At 65.6% G+C, this 17,167-nt stretch carries 15 protein-coding genes; 1 reads left to right on the top strand and 14 read right to left on the bottom strand.

Annotated elements, in window-relative coordinates; genetic code table 11:
• Positions 1–8: 8 nt before the first annotated feature.
• The 14 genes from purF to leuC form a co-directional block, all read right to left on the bottom strand.
• Positions 9–1,517 (bottom strand): amidophosphoribosyltransferase, encoded by a 1,509-nt coding sequence (gene purF, locus ACUCV0_RS09725; RefSeq protein ID WP_482212540.1) that lies wholly within the window; start codon positions 1,515–1,517, stop codon positions 9–11.
• An 82-nt stretch (positions 1,518–1,599) separates the two neighbouring features.
• Positions 1,600–2,145 (bottom strand): CvpA family protein, encoded by a 546-nt coding sequence (locus ACUCV0_RS09720; protein ID WP_271655117.1) that lies wholly within the window; start codon positions 2,143–2,145, stop codon positions 1,600–1,602.
• A gap of 54 nt (positions 2,146–2,199) precedes the next feature.
• The gene (locus ACUCV0_RS09715; protein WP_482212539.1) at positions 2,200–2,853 is read right to left on the bottom strand and encodes an SPOR domain-containing protein; all 654 of its coding nucleotides are present in this window, start codon (positions 2,851–2,853) and stop codon (positions 2,200–2,202) included.
• Positions 2,854–2,856: 3 nt separating this feature from the next.
• A complete protein-coding gene (gene folC, locus ACUCV0_RS09710; RefSeq protein WP_482212538.1) occupies positions 2,857–4,149 on the bottom strand; it encodes a bifunctional tetrahydrofolate synthase/dihydrofolate synthase in 1,293 nt (430 codons plus the stop codon).
• A complete protein-coding gene (gene accD / locus ACUCV0_RS09705) occupies positions 4,149–5,018 on the bottom strand; it encodes an acetyl-CoA carboxylase, carboxyltransferase subunit beta (protein WP_059315178.1) in 870 nt (289 codons plus the stop codon). Before accD ends, folC begins: the two co-directional genes overlap by 1 nt.
• Positions 5,019–5,228: 210 nt before the next feature.
• Complete coding sequence (locus tag ACUCV0_RS09700; protein ID WP_482212537.1) at positions 5,229–5,858, bottom strand: phosphoribosylanthranilate isomerase; 630 nt, start codon at positions 5,856–5,858, stop codon at positions 5,229–5,231.
• A 54-nt stretch (positions 5,859–5,912) separates the two neighbouring features.
• A complete protein-coding gene (gene truA / locus ACUCV0_RS09695) occupies positions 5,913–6,764 on the bottom strand; it encodes a tRNA pseudouridine(38-40) synthase TruA (protein ID WP_007158660.1) in 852 nt (283 codons plus the stop codon).
• A 71-nt stretch (positions 6,765–6,835) separates the two neighbouring features.
• Positions 6,836–9,505, bottom strand: a complete 2,670-nt coding sequence (locus ACUCV0_RS09690) for a motility hub landmark protein FimV (protein ID WP_482212536.1) — start codon at positions 9,503–9,505, stop codon at positions 6,836–6,838.
• A gap of 123 nt (positions 9,506–9,628) precedes the next feature.
• Entirely contained in the window at positions 9,629–10,624 is a 996-nt protein-coding gene (locus tag ACUCV0_RS09685) for an aspartate-semialdehyde dehydrogenase (protein ID WP_271655120.1), read from the bottom strand.
• 77 nt (positions 10,625–10,701) lie between these two features.
• Complete coding sequence (asd, locus tag ACUCV0_RS09680) at positions 10,702–11,814, bottom strand: aspartate-semialdehyde dehydrogenase (protein WP_482212535.1); 1,113 nt, start codon at positions 11,812–11,814, stop codon at positions 10,702–10,704.
• Positions 11,815–11,870: 56 nt separating this feature from the next.
• Positions 11,871–12,953: a 3-isopropylmalate dehydrogenase gene (leuB, locus tag ACUCV0_RS09675; RefSeq protein ID WP_482212534.1), complete on the bottom strand. Its 1,083-nt coding sequence runs from the start codon at positions 12,951–12,953 to the stop codon at positions 11,871–11,873.
• A gap of 19 nt (positions 12,954–12,972) precedes the next feature.
• Entirely contained in the window at positions 12,973–13,737 is a 765-nt protein-coding gene (locus ACUCV0_RS09670; protein ID WP_059315184.1) for a class I SAM-dependent methyltransferase, read from the bottom strand.
• A 45-nt stretch (positions 13,738–13,782) separates the two neighbouring features.
• Complete coding sequence (gene leuD / locus ACUCV0_RS09665) at positions 13,783–14,427, bottom strand: 3-isopropylmalate dehydratase small subunit (RefSeq protein ID WP_482212533.1); 645 nt, start codon at positions 14,425–14,427, stop codon at positions 13,783–13,785.
• Positions 14,428–14,438: 11 nt separating this feature from the next.
• On the bottom strand, positions 14,439–15,863 hold the full coding sequence (gene leuC / locus ACUCV0_RS09660; protein ID WP_313647341.1) for a 3-isopropylmalate dehydratase large subunit: 1,425 nt from the start codon (positions 15,861–15,863) through the stop codon (positions 14,439–14,441).
• A 141-nt stretch (positions 15,864–16,004) separates the two neighbouring features.
• Here leuC and ACUCV0_RS09655 point away from each other — a divergent pair, with 141 nt between their 5' ends.
• A complete protein-coding gene (locus ACUCV0_RS09655; RefSeq protein WP_271655125.1) occupies positions 16,005–16,880 on the top strand; it encodes a LysR family transcriptional regulator in 876 nt (291 codons plus the stop codon).
• Positions 16,881–17,167 lie beyond the last annotated feature (287 nt).

Raw genomic sequence — 17,167 nt, 5'->3', positions numbered from 1 at the left:
GCAGCTCCTTAGTCGTTGTAGAGATCGATGATGGCGCTGACCGCCTGGTGCTTGACCTTGGCCGAGTCGTTGCGCGCCTGTTCGATCCGGTTCAGATAGGCGGCATCGATGTCGCCGGTGATGTACTCGCCATCGAACACCGCGCAATCGAACTGCTCTACCTTGGGTGCCTTGCGGGTCCGTACGGCCTCCTGCAGGTCCTGCAGGTCCTGGTAGATCAGCCAGTCGGCGCCGATCAGTTCACCGACTTCCTCGGTGGTACGACCATGGGCGATCAACTCGTGGACGCTGGGCATGTCGATGCCGTAGACGTTGGGGAAGCGCACTGCCGGGGCGGCCGAGCAGAAGTAGACCTTCTTCGCGCCCGCCTCGCGGGCCATCTGGATGATCTGCTTGCAGGTGGTGCCGCGGACGATGGAGTCGTCCACCAGCATCACGTTCTTGCCGCGGAATTCCAGCTCGATGGCATTGAGCTTCTGGCGTACCGATTTCTTGCGCGCGGCCTGGCCGGGCATGATGAAGGTACGGCCGATGTAGCGATTCTTGACGAAGCCCTCGCGGAACTTGACGCCCAGGTGGTTCGCCAGTTCCAAGGCCGCGGTGCGGCTGGTGTCCGGGATCGGGATGACCACGTCGATGCCGTGATCCGGACGCTCGCGCTGGATCTTCTCGGCGAGTTTTTCGCCCATGCGCAGGCGGGCCTTGTAGACCGAGATGCCATCGATGATGGAATCCGGGCGGGCCAGGTAGACGTGTTCGAAGATGCAGGGGGCGTACTGCGGACTCTGCGCGCACTGACGGGTGTAGAGCCGGCCGTCTTCGGTGATGTACACGGCTTCGCCCGGCTCCAGGTCGCGGATCAGGGTGAAGCCGAGCACGTCGAGGGCGACGCTTTCGGAAGCGATCATGTATTCCACGCCGTATTCGGTGTGGCGCTGGCCGAAGACGATGGGACGAATGGCGTTGGGATCGCGGAAGCCGACGATGCCGTAGCCGGTGATCATGGCCACCACGGCGTAACCGCCACGGCAGCGCTCATGGACTTCGGATACGGCGGCGAAGACGTCGTCCTCGGTCGGCTGCAGCTTGTTGCGCACCGCCAGTTCGTGGGCGAAGACGTTGAGCAGCACCTCGGAATCGGAGGTGGTGTTCACGTGGCGCAGATCGGACTCGTAGATCTCGCGGGACAGCTGCTCGACGTTGGTCAGGTTGCCGTTGTGCGCGAGGGTGATGCCATAGGGCGAGTTCACGTAGAACGGCTGCGCCTCGGCGGAGCTGGAGCTGCCGGCCGTGGGATAGCGCACGTGACCGATACCCATGTGGCCGATCAGGTGCTGCATGTGTCGTTGCTGGAAAACGTCGCGAACCAGGCCGTTGTCCTTGCGCAGGTAGAGTTTACCGTCCCGACTGGTCACGATACCGGCGGCATCCTGACCGCGATGTTGAAGGACGGTGAGCGCGTCGTATAGCGACTGGTTGACGTTCGTCTTGCCCACGATACCTACGATGCCACACATGTGACGCGACCCCACTGTTTCAAGTGATGCGACGGCGAACCATCGCAGGATGACCCCGGCAGAGCGAGGCCTGGAAAACGGTTCACGGGGCCTTGGGCCCCAGCTGTGGCAGCAGTTGCAGGCTCGGCATGGGCGTCGCGCCCAGCCATTGACCGGCAAAGCCCAACAGCAGATTCTTCGACCAATCGGCTACCAGGAGAAAATGCGGCACCAGCACCGACTGCTGCCACCAGCCGTCCTGCTGGACTGGCCCCAGGCTCAACAGGCCCACGGCCACGGTGATCAACAGGGCGCCCCGCGCGGCGCCGAACGCCATGCCGAGAAAGCGATCGGTGCCCGACAATCCGGTGACGCGGATCAATTCGCCAAGCAAGAAGCTCACCAGAGCGCCGACGAGCAGCGTCAGCACGAAGAGAATGACACAGGCGGCGATCACCCGTCCGGAAGGCACCTGAATATAGTCCACCAGGTAGGTGGAAAGCGCCCCGCCGAATACCCAGGCTACCCCACCGGCAACGATCCAGGTGGCCAGTGACAGCGCTTCCTTGACGAAGCCGCGCCTGAGGCTGATCAGGCAGGAAACGATGACAACGGCGACGATCGCCCAGTCCACCCAGGTGAAGCCCACGGCAAGGTCCACTAACAAAAAGGCTCTGCATTCTAGCAGAGCCTTGTGACCGGGTTAACCGCGCTCTGGCTGAAAGCGTACGACGAAGCCCTTGACGCCATTCTGCTTGTTGAGCTGATCGCGCAGGCGATCCGCCTCGCTGCGCTCGATCACCGGCCCGACGAAGACGCGATTCATGCCGTCGGCGGTCCGCACATAGGCGTTGTAGCCCTGGCTGCGCAGCTTGGCCTGCAGCGCATCGGCACTGGGCCGGGACGACAGGCTGGCCAGCTGGACCGACCAGCTGTTCGGTAGGTTGGCCGCGCCCAGGCGCGAATCAGGTTTGGCGGCCGGTGCCGGGGTAGCGACCGGAGCGGCAGGGACGCTGGCGGCAGGCGCCTTGGCAACCGGGGCGGCAGGTGCAGCCTGGGGTTGCGGCGGCGCCGTTACCGGAGCGTTCTGTGCCGGCGCCTGACCGGAGGTACCGGCGATAGGCGTCTGCGGCTTGCCGAGCGGCTTGGCCGGCTCGTCGGGGACCACCACCACCGGCGGTGCCTCAGGCGTCTGCACCGCCTGTACCTCGGTGCTGGGCACGGTGGGCGCCGCCGGCTGGGGCGGTGCCTCGACCACCACCTTGCGAGCGTCATCCTGGCGATTGAAGAGCATGGGTACGAAAATGATGATCAGCGCCAGCAGCACCAGCGCTCCGATGACTCGTTGCTTGAGCATGGGTTATGCCTCCGCGGATTCGGATGGGGAAGAAAGCTGCGCGACGACCTCGGCAACGCTGTAGAAGGAGCCGAACACGACCACCTCGTCGGCCGCCGCACTGACCGCCAGTTGCGCCTCGAAGGCGACCAGCAGCGAGGCATGGACCTCGGCCTGGGCGCCGCGTGCGGTCAGGATGCCCGCCACCTCGGCGCCATCGCGACTGCGTCCGGTCGGCAACGTGGCCACCGCCCAGCTGGCGAAGAGCCCTTCCAGCGGTGCCAGGATCCCGTCCAGATCCTTGTCCGCCAGCACGCCAAATACCGCCCGACGCACGCCGGCGATCGGCTTCATCGCCAGGCGGCGGGCCAGGTACTCGGCCGCATGCGGATTGTGCGCCACGTCCAGCAGGATGTGACGCGCCTCCCCTGCCCGCTCAACCTGCCTACGATCCAGCCGACCGGTCATACGGGTGGCCAGCAAGGCGGCAGCGATCTGCTCGGGGAGCCAGGGCTGGTCGAGCAAGGCATAGGCCTGTAGCGCCAACGCCGCGTTCTCCATGGGTAAATCGAGCAACGGCAAGCCAGGCAGGAGCCGCTCGTTGCCCTGGGCATCCCGACCGCGCCAGAACCAGCTGGCGCTCTCGATCTGCAGGTCGAAGGCTTCGCCGCGTTGCAGCAGCGGTGCTCCCAGCTGCTCGGCAGCCTCGGCCAGCTCCGCCGGAGGCTGCAGGTCACCACAGAGAGCCGGTTTGCCGGCGCGGAAGATGCCGGCCTTTTCCACGGCGACGCTTTCGCGGGTGTCGCCCAGCCATTCGGCGTGATCCAGGCCAATGCTGGTGACCAAGGCCAGATCGGCATCGATCAGGTTCACCGCGTCCAGGCGGCCACCCAGACCGACCTCGAGGACGGCGACGTCCAGGTCGGCGCGTTCGAACAGCCAGAAGGCCGCCAGGGTGCCCACCTCGAAATAGGTCAGGCTGATCTCGCCACGGGCGGCTTCCACCGCGGCGAAGGCGGTGCAGAGCTCGCTATCGCTGGCAAGAGTGCCATCCACATCGACGCGCTCGTTGTAGCGCACCAGATGGGGCGACGCATAGACGCCCACCCGCCGCCCGCTGGCGCGCAGCAGGCTGGCCAAAAAGGCACAGGTGGAGCCCTTGCCGTTGGTGCCGGTCACGGTCACCACCCGCGGGGCCGGCCGGGTCAGTCCCAGCCGCTGCGCGACCTCGCGCACCCGGTCCAGGCCCATGTCGATCGCCGAGGGATGCAGCTGCTCGAGATAGGCCAGCCACTGCGCGAGGCTGCGCGAAGCCATCAGGCCGCCGGAACCGGCTGGTGCTGGAAGGTCGCCAGTAACCGCGCCAGGCGGTCACGCAGCTCCTTGCGCGACACGATGAGGTCGACGGCGCCGTGGTCCAGGAGGAACTCACTGCGCTGGAAACCTTCCGGCAGCTTTTCACGCACGGTCTGCTCGATCACGCGCGGACCGGCGAAGCCGATCAGGGCCTTGGGCTCGGCGACGATGACGTCACCCAGCATCGCCAGACTGGCGGAGACACCACCGTAGACCGGATCGGTCAGCACGGAGATGAAGGGAATGCCCTCTTCGCGCAGGCGTGCCAGCACCGCGGAGGTCTTGGCCATCTGCATCAGGGAGATCAGGGCTTCCTGCATCCGCGCACCACCGGAGGCGGAGAAGCAGATCAGCGGGCAGCGCTGTTCCAGGGCCACATTGGCCGCGCGCACGAAGCGCTCGCCGACCACGGCGCCCATGGAGCCGCCCATGAAGGAGAATTCGAAGGCACAGACCGCCACCGGCATGCCCTTGAGGGTGCCACGCATGGAGATCAGGGCGTCTTTCTCGCCGGTTTCCTTCTGCGCTGCGGTGAAGCGATCCTTGTACTTCTTGCTGTCGCGGAATTTCAGCCGATCTACCGGCTCCAGCTCGGTACCCAATTCCTCACGACCTTCGGCGTCGAGGAAGATGTCCAGGCGGCGACGCGCATTGATACGCATGTGGTGACCGCACTTCAGGCACACGTCCAGATTCTTTTCCAGCTCCGGACGGTAGAGGACCGCTTCGCAGGCCGGACACTTGTGCCAAAGACCTTCCGGCACCGAACTGCGCTTCACCTCGGACCGCATGATGGAAGGAATCAGTTTGTCGACCAGCCAATTGCTCATGCATCTCTCTCCACTTGCATGGGCTCCCAGCGCGGCCTAGGCCACGCCTTCCTTGAGCATCTGTAATAGGTTCGGTAACGCCCGCTACGTCCCGGGCCGCTACCCTCTTGTCTCATGCCGCCTCCAAGGGAGCCGGACTTCAGCCCCGCGCGAGGCGGGCCTGTCGAATATGTCGCAGGTGTGGACGGCCATCGGCCCACGAGGGTCACATCAGGCGACCGGCGCACCCCGCACAGCGGCGATGAAGCGCGCGATCTCGGCGGCATCCTTGATGCCCTTGGCCTGCTCTACGCCGCCGCTCACGTCCACGCCATAGGGCCGGGATGCGGCGATGGCCGTGACGACGTTGTCCGCGTCCAGCCCACCCGCCACGATCAATGGCAGCGAGAGGTCAGCAGGCACGCGCGTCCAGTCGAACGCCTGGCCGGTACCTCCGGGTACGCCAGCGACATAGGTATCGAGCAACAGACCGCGGGCGTCCGCATAGTCCCGGGCGATGCCGGCAAGGTCGATGTCCTCGCGCATGCGCAGGGCTTTGATATAGGGACGGCGATAACGGGCACACTGGGCCGGCGACTCGTCGCCGTGGAATTGCAGGAGATCCAGGGCCACGGCATCCAGCGTCTCTTCGATCTCGCAGGGCGAGGCATCGACGAACAGCCCCACACTGGTCACGAAGGGCGGCAGCGCCGCGACGATCTGCCGTGCCTGAGCGGCCGTGACCGCCCGCGGGCTGCGCGCATAGAACACCAGGCCGATGGCATCGGCACCGGCTGCCGCAGCCGCCAGCGCATCCTCGACCCGGGTGATGCCGCAGATCTTCACTCGAACGTTAGCCAAACCGGAATGACCTCGTTCCAAATCGATGGATGTTAGCAGACCACCTGCCCAGCGTCAGCCTTGGGGGTCATCCAGCTCGGGGATATGCCCCAGGAACAACGGACCCAGCGGCCGCTTCGGTACGGGCGTGCTTTCGGGATATTCGGCGTCCACCAGGTAGAGGCCGTAGGGATGGGCCGTAACGCCGCCCAGGCGCCGCTCACGCGCGGCCAGGACCTCGGCGACCCATTCCACCGGCCGCTCGCCACAGCCCACCGCCATCAGCACCCCGGCGATGTTGCGCACCATATGATGCAGGAAGGCATTGGCGCGGATGTCCAGCACGATCAGCCGTCCGCTCTGCCAGAGACGCAGATGGTGGATCGTCTTGATCGCCGACTTGGCCTGGCAGGCCTTGGCGCGAAAGGAGGTGAAATCGTGCGTACCGAGCAGCACCTGGGCGGCTTCACGCATCGGTTCGATCCGCAACGGCCGATGATTCCAGGTGACCTCTTCGGCCAGGTGGGCAGGCCGGATCGGATCGTTGTAGATCACATAGCGGTAACGCCGGGCCATGGCGCTGAAACGGGCATGGAATTCATTGCTGACCGGCTTGACCCAGGTGACGCTGATGTCGGACGGCAGATTGGCGTTGGTGCCCATCACCCAGGCCTTGAGCGGTCGAGCGACAGGGGATTCGAAATGCACCACCTGGCCGGTAGCATGCACGCCGCAATCGGTCCGCCCCGCGCAGTGCAACGCGATAGGTGCCGCGGCTACCTCGGACAAGGCGTCTTCCAGCGTCTCCTGAACGGAGCGCACACCGGGTTGCTGGCGCTGCCAGCCGCGATAGCGAGCACCCTTGTACTCGACGCCAAGCGCGATGCGTTGCGGGGGAACGATGATGGTGGGATCTAGAAAATCCAAGGCGGCGGCCAGGCAAAAAAAAGGGGTGGCAGCTTATAGCGCCTCCCCTCCTCTGCCAAGCCCGACCGGCGTCAGCTGAGCTGGGCGATGATCGCCCGTGCTTCCTGCTGCTGCCCGGCATTCCCCTCGGCCAGTACCTCGTCGAGGATGTCCCGGGCACCCTCAGGATCGCCCATGTCGATGTAGGCACGCGCCAGATCCAGCTTGGTAGCAGTCTCGTCTTCGCCGGACAGGAAATCGAAGTCGTCCAGCCCATCTTCCTTCGACGACCCGCTGGTGGTTTCCGCATCGAACTGACGCGAAGCCTCCTGCAGACGTGCGGCGAACTCCTCGTCACTCTCACGCTTGGCCGCAGGCTGCTCCTCGAAGTCGGCGAGATCGAAGTGCGCTGGCAACTCGGCATCGGCGGCCGGCTCCTCCGGCGTGGTCAGCGGCTCATCGAATGCCGCGGTGCTCGGTACCTCGTCGCTTGCCAGGTCGCCCTGCCGCTCGAACTCGCTGAAGTCGAGGGCGAAGTCGTCATCCTTGGCCGCCGGGGTGGTACCGGGAGCAGCGGCGGGTTCGGGATCGAAGTTGAGATCGAAGTCGAAATCGTCCCGGGAGTCGGCCGCGTTGGCCTTGGCCTCGGCAAAGGCTTCGCCGAACAGCGGCTCTTCGGCCGGGCCGGCAGGCTGGGTCGCATGGTTATCTTCGGTGCCAAAGTCATCCAGGGACAGGTCGAAATCCTGGCTGTCCTCGGTTGCCGAGAAACCCTGATCCCGGGCCTGCTCTTCGCTCAACTCATGAGCGGCGGCCAGGGCGGCAGCGCCGACCGCGGCAGACGCCACGGCCACGGTGGCCATGGCAGGGTAGCGTGACTTCAGGTGCTCGACCTCTGGCTGGGCACCACCGATCTCCTTGAGCTCACGCTCCTCGCGCTGGAAACCGTCCTTGTCGCCCATCTCGGCATAGACTTCCATGAGCTTGAGGCGCAGATCGGCGCGATGAGGCTCCTGGTCGCTGGCTTTCTTGAGCACCTCGGCCGCCTGGCTGAAGCGGCCGTAGGCCATGTAGATGTCCGCCTGCCCCAGGGCATCGTCCTGGGCGTCGGCGTCACGGGAGGTATCCTGGCCGGCCTGGCTCAGTTCAAGGCCCGCGAGGCCGTGGTGATCGCCCAGCTCGGGATCGGCATCGAAGACGGTATCGGTGCGCGCCGCTTCGGCTTCGCGTTCGCGCTCGGCCTCCTTCACTGCATTGCGGCGCGAGTTGATCATCAGCAGCACCAGCAGAGCCAGCAATGCGCTGCCACCGATGATGCCCAGCCACAGCGGGTTGCTGAGAATCTCGTCGAGGAAGCTGTTGGTCGCTTCGGTAGGCTCGGTCGCCGGACTGCTCGGGGTGACCGGAATGACCTTCGGCTCGTTGGCACTCGCCGCGGGCGGCGCGTTACCGGTAGCGGCTTCGCTGGCCGGCGGCGTGGCGGGTTGAGCCGGTGCAGCCTCGGCCGGCGGCGTAGCAGGCGCGGTCGCCGCCGGATCCTGAGGCACTGGCGTGCTGGGATTCTCGGCGGGAGCAGGCGTGCCCGGGGTCGCCGTCTCGGGCGTGGCCGGTGCGGCGGGCTGACCTGCCACCTGCGGATTGGCCATGTTGGCCTGCATCCGGGCCAGCTGGGCGTCCTTGAGCTGCATGATCTTCTGCAGCTTGTCGAGCTGCGACTGCAGGTCGCCCAGCCGGCCCTTGAGTTCTTCATTCTCGCGCCGGGTGGTGTCCAGGCTTTCCTGGGTCACCGCCAGCTTGTCGGCGAGGGCCTGATCACTGCCCTTTCCACCTGCGGAGTCGCCTCCACGACCGGATGACTGGCCAGAGAGCAGCTTGAGGTTGTCCTTGGGTGCGGCGGTCGCCGGCGCCTCGTTTCCACTCGGCTGGGCGGAGGCATCCACCTGCCGACGCGGCGTACCGGTCGGAGCACTGTCGCCACCCTGCCTCCAGGCTCGGGTCTGACGCGCGATCTCCGCTACGGCTTCGCGCTGGGGACGTGCTCCAGCCTGTGCCTGGTCGGGCAGGCGCAGCACCTGGCCGCTCTTCATGAGGTTGATGTTGCGATCGATGAAGGCGTTGGGGTTCAGATCCTGAATCGCCAGCATGGTCTGATCGACGCTTACAGTGGACGCCGGGCGATTGCGCGCCGCCACTTCCCAAAGGGTGTCACGCGGCTCGGTGGTGTAGGTACCAGGCGTCTGGGTCGCGCTCGGCGCTGGCGCGGCGGGCGGCGTGGCCGGACGTGAAGCGTTCGACGTGGTGCTGCGTGCACGCGGCGTGGCCGGAACCTGGGGGGCGAAGGGCGCTGCCGCAGCCTGGGGGGTGTAGAGCGGCGGATCCAACAGCACCGTGTACTCGCGGAGGATACGCCCGCTTGGCCAATTCACCTCGAGCAGGAAGTTCAGATAGGGCTCGCGCACCGGGCGCGCCGACGTCACGCGAATGACGGTCCGCCCATTGCGCACTTCCGGCGCGAACTTGAGATCGTTGAGGAAGAAGGCACGGTCGACGCCGGCCTTGCCGAAGTCCTCGGCGGACGCGAGGTTGGGTCGCAGGTCGGCGGTGCCAAGATCACGCAGGTCCGACAGATCGATGGTGGCATCGAAGGGCTGATTGAGCGCGGAGTTGAGATGGATCTCCCCCAGGCTGAGGGCCTGGGCCGCGCCAGACATCAAGGCGCTCGCCGCTGCAATTGCCCGCACCAGTTTCTGAACTCGAACCATGACCGTCCCTTTTTAGAAGCTGTCGATCGCGCCACCGTGCGGGCGCCTGTGTCCATCGCTGCGTGCCACGTCTACTGCCCTTTCGCTCAAGCCAAAAGGGCGAAGCATTTCACGAAGTATCTTTTAGGCCGACTGTTTAAGCAACAATTCGGCCAGCTGAACGGCCGTGAGCGCCGACAATCTGACGTTGTCCGCCACCAACCAGCACTCCAGCCGCCGCGCATCCCGCGGATGCAGCCTTACCCGTCCCACCAGCACCTCTTCGCGACCCAGGGCATCGCCCACCGCCGACGGACAGTCAACGTCTTCGTCGAGTGCCAGCCCGGGCTCATCACCCAGCGCTTCCAGCACCTGCTCCAGCTGCCAGGCTTCCCTACCCCGCAGACTCAGCGCCAGGCTGTCGCCAAAGAATACGGGCGCCTGTACGGCGGTGACGTCCAGTACCGGCAAGGTCTCGCCCAGCACCTGCTGACATTCGTCCAGCAAGCGATGTTCCTGGGCAGTATAGCCACCCACAGCGGGAGCACCGGTGCGACCGAGCAGATTGAAGGCCAGCTGGCCTTCGAACAGCCGGGCCTCGACGGGCCGACCGTTGAGCAGTTCGGTGGCCTGCCGCGCCAACTCCTCGACACCGCCACGGCCGGCGCCGGACGCGGCCAGGCAGGCGGTCAGAGACGCATCGCTGAGCGTATTGAAGCGAGCCAGCACGGCTGCCACGCTGGCAGCGGCCTGTGCCGCCGCGAGCGGTACGCCAAGCCAGGCGGCAGCGGGAAGGCTATCGAGCGTCTCGCCATTGATGCGCGGCAGTACGGACGCCGCGGCGGAGGCACCACTGAGGTCCAGTACGGCGCAACCAGCGGCGGCCAGTTGTGGCCTCAGGGTTTCCACCACGGCTGCCGGCACCGCGAGGATGACAAGGCCGACCTGAGCGAAATCGAAACCTTCGAGACCGGCGACGCGCAGATTGCTGCCTCGGAAGGGCAGATTCTGACCCGCCGATTCACCGCTGGCGAGCAGGTGCAGCCTGCCGAGCGGCACGTCACGTTCGTCGAGGAGCTCACGAATGGCTTCGCCATAGGCACTGGTGGCGCCGATGAGGGCGATATCTCTGGCAGTCATGATAGGACGGTCCGCAACGAAAGAGGGCCGCACTTTACTGGCGGCCCTCCTCTATAGGCAAACGTTTAACCGTCGGCTCACTGCTCGAGCAGGATCCGCAGCATGCGGCGCAACGGCTCCGCGGCGCCCCACAGCAGCTGGTCGCCCACGGTGAAGGCGCCCAGGTACTGGGAGCCCATGTTCAGTTTGCGCAGGCGGCCAACCGGTACGCTCAAGGTGCCGGTAACGGCAGCCGGGGTCAGGTCGCGCATGCTGACGTCGCGGTTGTTCGGCACCAGCTTGACCCAGGGATTGTGCTGGCTGATCAGACCATGGATGTCGGACAGCGGCACGTCCTTGTTCAGCTTGATGGTCAGCGCCTGGCTGTGGCAACGCATGGCGCCGATGCGCACGCAGATCCCATCCACGGGAATGGGATTCTTGAAGCGTCCGAGAATCTTGTTGGTCTCGGCCTGGGCCTTCCATTCCTCGCGGCTTTGGCCGTTGGGCAGTTCCTTGTCGATCCAGGGGATCAGGCTGCCGGCCAGCGGGACGCCGAACTGCTCGGTGGGGAAGGCCTCGCTGCGCAGGGTCTCGGCGACCTGGCGGTCGATGTCGAGGATCGCGCTGGCCGGGTCGGCCAGGCTGTCGGCGACGGCGGCGTGGGTCGCGCCCATCTGGCGAATCAGTTCGCGCATGTTCTGGGCACCGGCACCGGACGCGGCCTGGTAGGTCATGGCGCTCATCCAGTCCACCAGACCGGCTTCGAACAGCCCACCCAGGGCCATCAGCATCAGGCTGACGGTGCAGTTGCCGCCGATGAAGTCCTTGCGGCCATCGGCCAGGGCCTGGTCGATGACGCGACGGTTGACCGGGTCCAGCACGATGACGGCGTCATCCTGCATCCGCAGGCTGGAAGCCGCATCGATCCAGTAGCCTTTCCAACCGGCCTGGCGCAGCTTGGGGAACACCTCGCTGGTGTAGTCGCCGCCCTGGCAGGTGAGGATGACGTCGAGGGTCTTGAGCTCGTCGATGCTGTAGGCATCCTTGAGCGGCGCCACGCCCTTGCCAATGACAGGGCCTTCACCGCCGACGTTGGAGGTGGTGAAGAACACCGGCTCGATCAAGTCGAAATCCCGCTCTTCGAGCATGCGCTGCATGAGCACGGAGCCCACCATGCCACGCCAACCGATCAGACCTACACGTTTCATCGCTACTGCACCTTTATTGTCTTGAGGACGGCCGCCTCCCCTGGCGGCCGATCAGATTAACGCCTAACGAGGGCGGCGACCACTGCTTCGCCCATCTCGCGGGTACCCACCCGCTGCTTGCCTTCCGACCAGATGTCCCCGGTCCGCAGGCCTTGGTCCAGAACGTGGCCCACCGCGGTCTCGATGGCCTCGGCTGCCTCGGCGGCGCCGAAGGTGTACCTGAGCATCATGGCCACCGAAAGGATGGTGGCGAGGGGGTTGGCCACGCCCTGGCCGGCGATGTCGGGCGCCGAGCCGTGGCAGGGTTCGTACATGCCCTTGTTATGGGCGTCCAGGGACGCCGAGGGCAGCATGCCGATGGAGCCGGTCAGCATCGAGGCTTCGTCGGAGAGGATATCGCCGAACATGTTGTCGGTGACGATCACATCGAACTGCTTGGGTGCGCGCACCAGCTGCATGGCAGCGTTGTCGACGTACATGTGGCTGAGTTCGACGTCCGGATAGTCCTTGGCCACCTCCTCCACCACTTCGCGCCACAGGCGGCTGGATTCTAGGACGTTGGCCTTGTCCACCGAGCACAGCTTCTTACCGCGCAGGCGCGCCATGTCGAAGCCGACACGGGCGATGCGGCGGATCTCGCCTTCGCTGTACGGCAGGGTATCGAAGGCCTGGCGTTCGCCGTTCTCCAGCACCCGGGTCTCGCGCGGCGAGCCGAAGTAGATGCCGCCAGTCAGCTCGCGGACGATGAGAATGTCCAGGCCGGAGACCACTTCCGGCTTGAGGGTCGAGGCCTCGGCCAGCTGCGGGTAGAGAATGGCTGGACGCAGGTTGCCGAACAGACCCAGGGCGGAACGGATCTTCAGCAGACCGCGCTCGGGGCGGATGTCACGCTCGAGCTTGTCCCACTTGGGGCCACCCACGGCGCCCAGCAGCACGGCAGCGGCGGCGCGGGCGCGCTCCAGGGTCTCATCGGCCAGGGGAACGCCGTAGCGGTCGATGGCCGCACCGCCCAGGTCGTCGTGGACCAGCTCAAAGCCCAGGTCATGATCGCGGTTGACCGTTTCCAGCACCTTGACCGCTTCGGCCATGATTTCCGGACCGATGCCGTCGCCCGGCAGGATGAGGATCTGCTTGCTCATTGTCTTTTCCTGTCTCACATCAGATGGGCTGGGCCCAGAGAACCATGACGTCGACGCTGAAGGAGCCGTCGCGGTCGATTTCGAAATATTGGCGCACTTCCTGGCCGATCTTGCTCTGCAGGCTGCGGATGGCCTGGCACTGCGGCTCGGGGGTACGCATGCGCTCGGTCCAGCTGGCGAAGTCCAGGCGCAGGCGCTGGCGGCGGCAGCGGGTCACGCCCAGGCGCGCCATGTCCAGCAGGCGATGCCACTCGGCGAAGGAGTAGTCACGCACGTGACTGATGTCGCGCAGGATCTCCACCGTCTGCAGATAGGTATCCAGGCGCGGGTTGGCCGGCGAGATCACGTCGATGATGGCCATCTCGCCGCCATGCCGCAGCACCCGGCGCACTTCGCGCAGGGCGGCGCCGATGTCGCGCCAATGGTGCGCCGAATAGCGGCTGAAGACGAAGTCGAAGCTGGCATCGCCGAAGGGCAGATGCTCGGCCATGCCGGGTTGGACGCTGATGTTGTCCAGGCCCTGCTCGGCCGCGGTGCGCTTGACCACCGACAGCATCTCCTCGGCCAGATCCAGGGCGACCACCTGCCCGGCCACCGGCGCCACGTTGTAGCTCACGTGACCGCCACCGCACCCGAGATCCAGCACCTTGGCGCCTTCTCGCTGCGCCACGGCGTCGCGCAACTCGGCGAGTTCGGCGCCCTGGGCATGGACGGCGCTGGTCAGGTAGGCCTCGGCGGTGGCGCCGAATTGCTGCTGTACGTGTTGCTCGTGTTCACCGCTCATGGAGCCTCCGGAAAGAGCGCCGACCCCGAGGGCCGGCGACTGGGTTCAGGCGCTGGGGAACATCCAGGGACTGCTCTGGCGATAGCGGGCTTCGAAACTCCCGATGGCGTCGGCATCCTGCAGGGTCAGGCCGATGTCGTCCAGGCCGTTGAGCAGGCAGTGCTTGCGGAAGGCATCGATCTCGAAGGGCAGCGCCACGCCATCGGGGCGGCGCACGGTCTGGCTTTCGAGATCGACCACCAGCTGGTAGCCCTCGTTGGCTTCGACCTGGCGGAACAGCTCGTCGACGTCCGCATCGCTGAGGATGATCGGCAACAGACCGTTCTTGAAGCTGTTGTTGAAGAAGATGTCGGCGAAACTCGGCGCGATCACCGAGCGGAAGCCGTAGCCATCCAGCGCCCAGGGCGCGTGCTCGCGACTGGAACCGCAACCGAAGTTCTCCCGCGCCAGCAGGATGCTGGCGCCCTGGTAGCGTGGCTGGTTGAGCACGAAGTCAGGGTTGAGCGGGCGCTTGCTGTTGTCCTGGCCGGGCTGGCCGACGTCCAGGTAGCGCCACTCGTCGAACAAGTTCGGGCCGAAGCCGGTGCGCTTGATCGACTTCAGGAATTGCTTGGGAATGATCTGGTCGGTGTCGACGTTGGCGCGGTCCAGGGGAGCGACCAAACCGGTGTGCTGGGTAAAGGCTTGCATGGTCAGGCTCCTCAGGCGTTGGCGAAGTCGCGGACGTCGACGAAACGACCGGCGATGGCGGCAGCGGCGGCCATCGCCGGGCTCACCAGGTGGGTACGGCCACCGGCGCCTTGCCGGCCTTCGAAATTGCGGTTGGAGGTGGAGGCGCAGTGCTCGCCACTCTCCAGGCGGTCGGCGTTCATCGCCAGGCACATTGAGCAACCCGGCTCGCGCCATTCGAAACCGGCTTCGATGAATACCTTGTCCAGGCCTTCACGCTCGGCTTGCGCCTTGACCAGACCGGAGCCCGGTACCACCAGCGCCTGCTTGAGGGTCGCGGCGACCTTGCGGCCCTTGGCTACGGCGGCAGCGGCGCGTAGGTCCTCGATACGGGAGTTGGTGCAGGAGCCGATGAAGACGCGATCGAGCACGATGTCGGTGATCGGCTGGTTGGCCTTGAGCCCCATGTATTTCAGGGCGCGTTCGATGGAGCCGCGCTTGACCGGATCGGCTTCGCGGGTCGGATCCGGCACCTGCTGATCGACGGCCAGGACCATCTCGGGCGAGGTGCCCCAGCTGACCTGCGGCTTGATCTGGGCGGCGTCGAGCTCGACCACGGTGTCGAAGCGGGCATCGGCATCGGACACCAGGCCACGCCATTCGGCCACAGCAGCTTCCCAGACGGCACCAGCGGGCGCGAAGGGACGACCCTCAACGTAGTCGATGGTGGTCTGGTCCACCGCCACCATGCCGACCCGGGCACCGGCCTCGATGGACATGTTGCAGATGGTCATGCGCCCTTCCATGGACAGGGCGCGGATGGCGCTGCCGGCGAATTCGATGGCATGGCCATTACCGCCCGCGGTGCCGATCTTGCCGATGATGGCGAGGACGATGTCCTTGGCGGTAACGCCGAAGGGCAAGTCGCCTTCCACCTTCACCAGCATGTTCTTCATCTTCTTGGCCACCAGGCACTGGGTGGCGAGCACGTGCTCGACCTCGGAGGTGCCGATGCCATGGGCCAGGGCGGCGAAGGCGCCGTTGGTGGAGGTGTGGGAGTCACCGCAGACCACGGTCATGCCGGGCAGCACGGCGCCCTGCTCCGGGCCGATCACGTGGACGATGCCCTGGCGGACGTCGTTCATCTTGAATTGGGTGACGCCGAAGTCGTCGCAGTTCTCGTCCAGGGTGCGGACCTGGATGCGCGAGATCTCGTCCTTGATGGAGTCGAGGCCTTCCTTGCGATCGGGAGTCGTCGGCACGTTGTGGTCGGGGGTCGCCAGGTTGGCGTCCAGACGCCAGGGCTTGCGGCCGGCCAGACGCAGGCCTTCGAAAGCCTGGGGCGAGGTCACTTCGTGGATGATGTGGCGGTCGATGTAGAGCAGCGCGGAACCGTCGTCGCGCTGCTTGACCAGGTGCATATCCCAGAGTTTGTCGTAGAGCGTCTTGCCAGCCATGGGTGGATTCCTCATCAGGCGTGGAGCGGCACGGGCCTTTGCATGCCCTTGGTGCTTGTGGGGTCAAAGATACCGCGCTAGGCTCGCATGAAACAAATTCATCTTTGTCATGAACCGCATAACCAACAGGAATTCGAAGTTGTGGACCTCGCCAATCTCAATGCCTTCGTGGCCGTCGCGGAACTGGGCGGCTTTTCCGACGCCGGCGAGCGTCTGCACCTTACCCAACCTGCGGTCAGCAAACGCATCGCCGCGCTGGAGCAGCAACTGGGGCTGCGATTGTTCGACCGCATCGGGCGCGAGGTCAGCCTGACCGAGGCCGGACGCGCCCTGCTCCCCCGCGCCTATCAGATTCTAGGCGTGATCGATGACACCCGACGCGCCCTGACCAATCTCAATGGTGCCATCGGCGGCCGGCTGACGCTGGCGACCAGTCACCACATCGGCCTGCACCGGCTGCCGCCGATCCTTAGACGGTTCACTCGGGAGTATCCCGAGGTCGCCCTGGACATCCGCTTTCTGGATTCGGAAGCGGCCTACGACGAGATCCTGCATGGGCGGGTGGAGCTGGCCATCATCACCCTGGCGCCCCAGACCGCGGCCCCGATCAAGGCGGTGCCGGTGTGGAGCGATCCGTTGGATTTCGTAGCGGCGCCCGAGCATGCGCTGGCAAACCAGAAGGAGGTCAGCCTGGCCGATGTGGCGCGGCACCCGGCGGTGTTTCCCGGCGGCAATACCTTTACCCGCCTGATCGTCCATGGCCTCTTCGATGCCCAGGGACTGACACCCAACATCGCCATGAGCACCAACTATCTGGAGACGATCAAGATGCTGGTCTCCATTGGCCTGGCCTGGAGCGTCCTGCCGCGTACCCTGCTTGACGATCAGGTCCGCCGGCTGCCGCTACCGGGGATTCAGCTGGAACGGCGGCTGGGCTACATCCTGCATACCGAGCGTACCCATTCGAATGCGGCTCAGGCGTTCATGGGGTTGCTGGATGAGGTGGAGCGGGCGTAGCGAGAGCTGTTCGATGCCCGGTTAGCCGTAGCGTGGAAAACGGCGCAGCCTTTTCCGCCCGGGTATTCAGTGGCAAGGAGCGCCCTCACCCCAACCCTCTCTTAAGGGGAGAGGGGGCCTAGCCGAGCAGGCGTTCAGCTCCATCAGGCCTAGGTTGGGCTGAGACGGCTTTATCGTTGAAGCCCAACAGTGGGGAGCTGGATTGGCATTGTTGGGCTTTGCTGCGCTCAGCCCAACCTACGGGAAGTGCCGACCAGGGCGCTCGGTGTTAGGTGGCAAGAAGCGCC

Source organism: Pseudomonas sp. VMV1 (assembly GCF_056790235.1).
This window is presented reverse-complemented; position numbering and strand designations above follow the sequence as displayed.

Bases quoted from the DNA above. Each gene is read 5' to 3' on its own strand.
- purF (WP_482212540.1), bottom strand. From the start codon at position 1,517: ATGTGTGGCATCGTAGGTATCGTGGGCAAGACGAACGTCAACCAGTCG.
- ACUCV0_RS09715 (WP_482212539.1), bottom strand. From the start codon at position 2,853: ATGCTCAAGCAACGAGTCATCGGAGCGCTGGTGCTGCTGGCGCTGATC.
- folC (WP_482212538.1), bottom strand. From the start codon at position 4,149: ATGGCTTCGCGCAGCCTCGCGCAGTGGCTGGCCTATCTCGAGCAGCTG.
- accD (WP_059315178.1), bottom strand. From the start codon at position 5,018: ATGAGCAATTGGCTGGTCGACAAACTGATTCCTTCCATCATGCGGTCC.
- ACUCV0_RS09690 (WP_482212536.1), bottom strand. From the start codon at position 9,505: ATGGTTCGAGTTCAGAAACTGGTGCGGGCAATTGCAGCGGCGAGCGCC.
- ACUCV0_RS09685 (WP_271655120.1), bottom strand. From the start codon at position 10,624: ATGACTGCCAGAGATATCGCCCTCATCGGCGCCACCAGTGCCTATGGC.
- asd (WP_482212535.1), bottom strand. From the start codon at position 11,814: ATGAAACGTGTAGGTCTGATCGGTTGGCGTGGCATGGTGGGCTCCGTG.
- leuB (WP_482212534.1), bottom strand. From the start codon at position 12,953: ATGAGCAAGCAGATCCTCATCCTGCCGGGCGACGGCATCGGTCCGGAA.
- ACUCV0_RS09670 (WP_059315184.1), bottom strand. From the start codon at position 13,737: ATGAGCGGTGAACACGAGCAACACGTACAGCAGCAATTCGGCGCCACC.
- leuD (WP_482212533.1), bottom strand. From the start codon at position 14,427: ATGCAAGCCTTTACCCAGCACACCGGTTTGGTCGCTCCCCTGGACCGC.
- leuC (WP_313647341.1), bottom strand. From the start codon at position 15,863: ATGGCTGGCAAGACGCTCTACGACAAACTCTGGGATATGCACCTGGTC.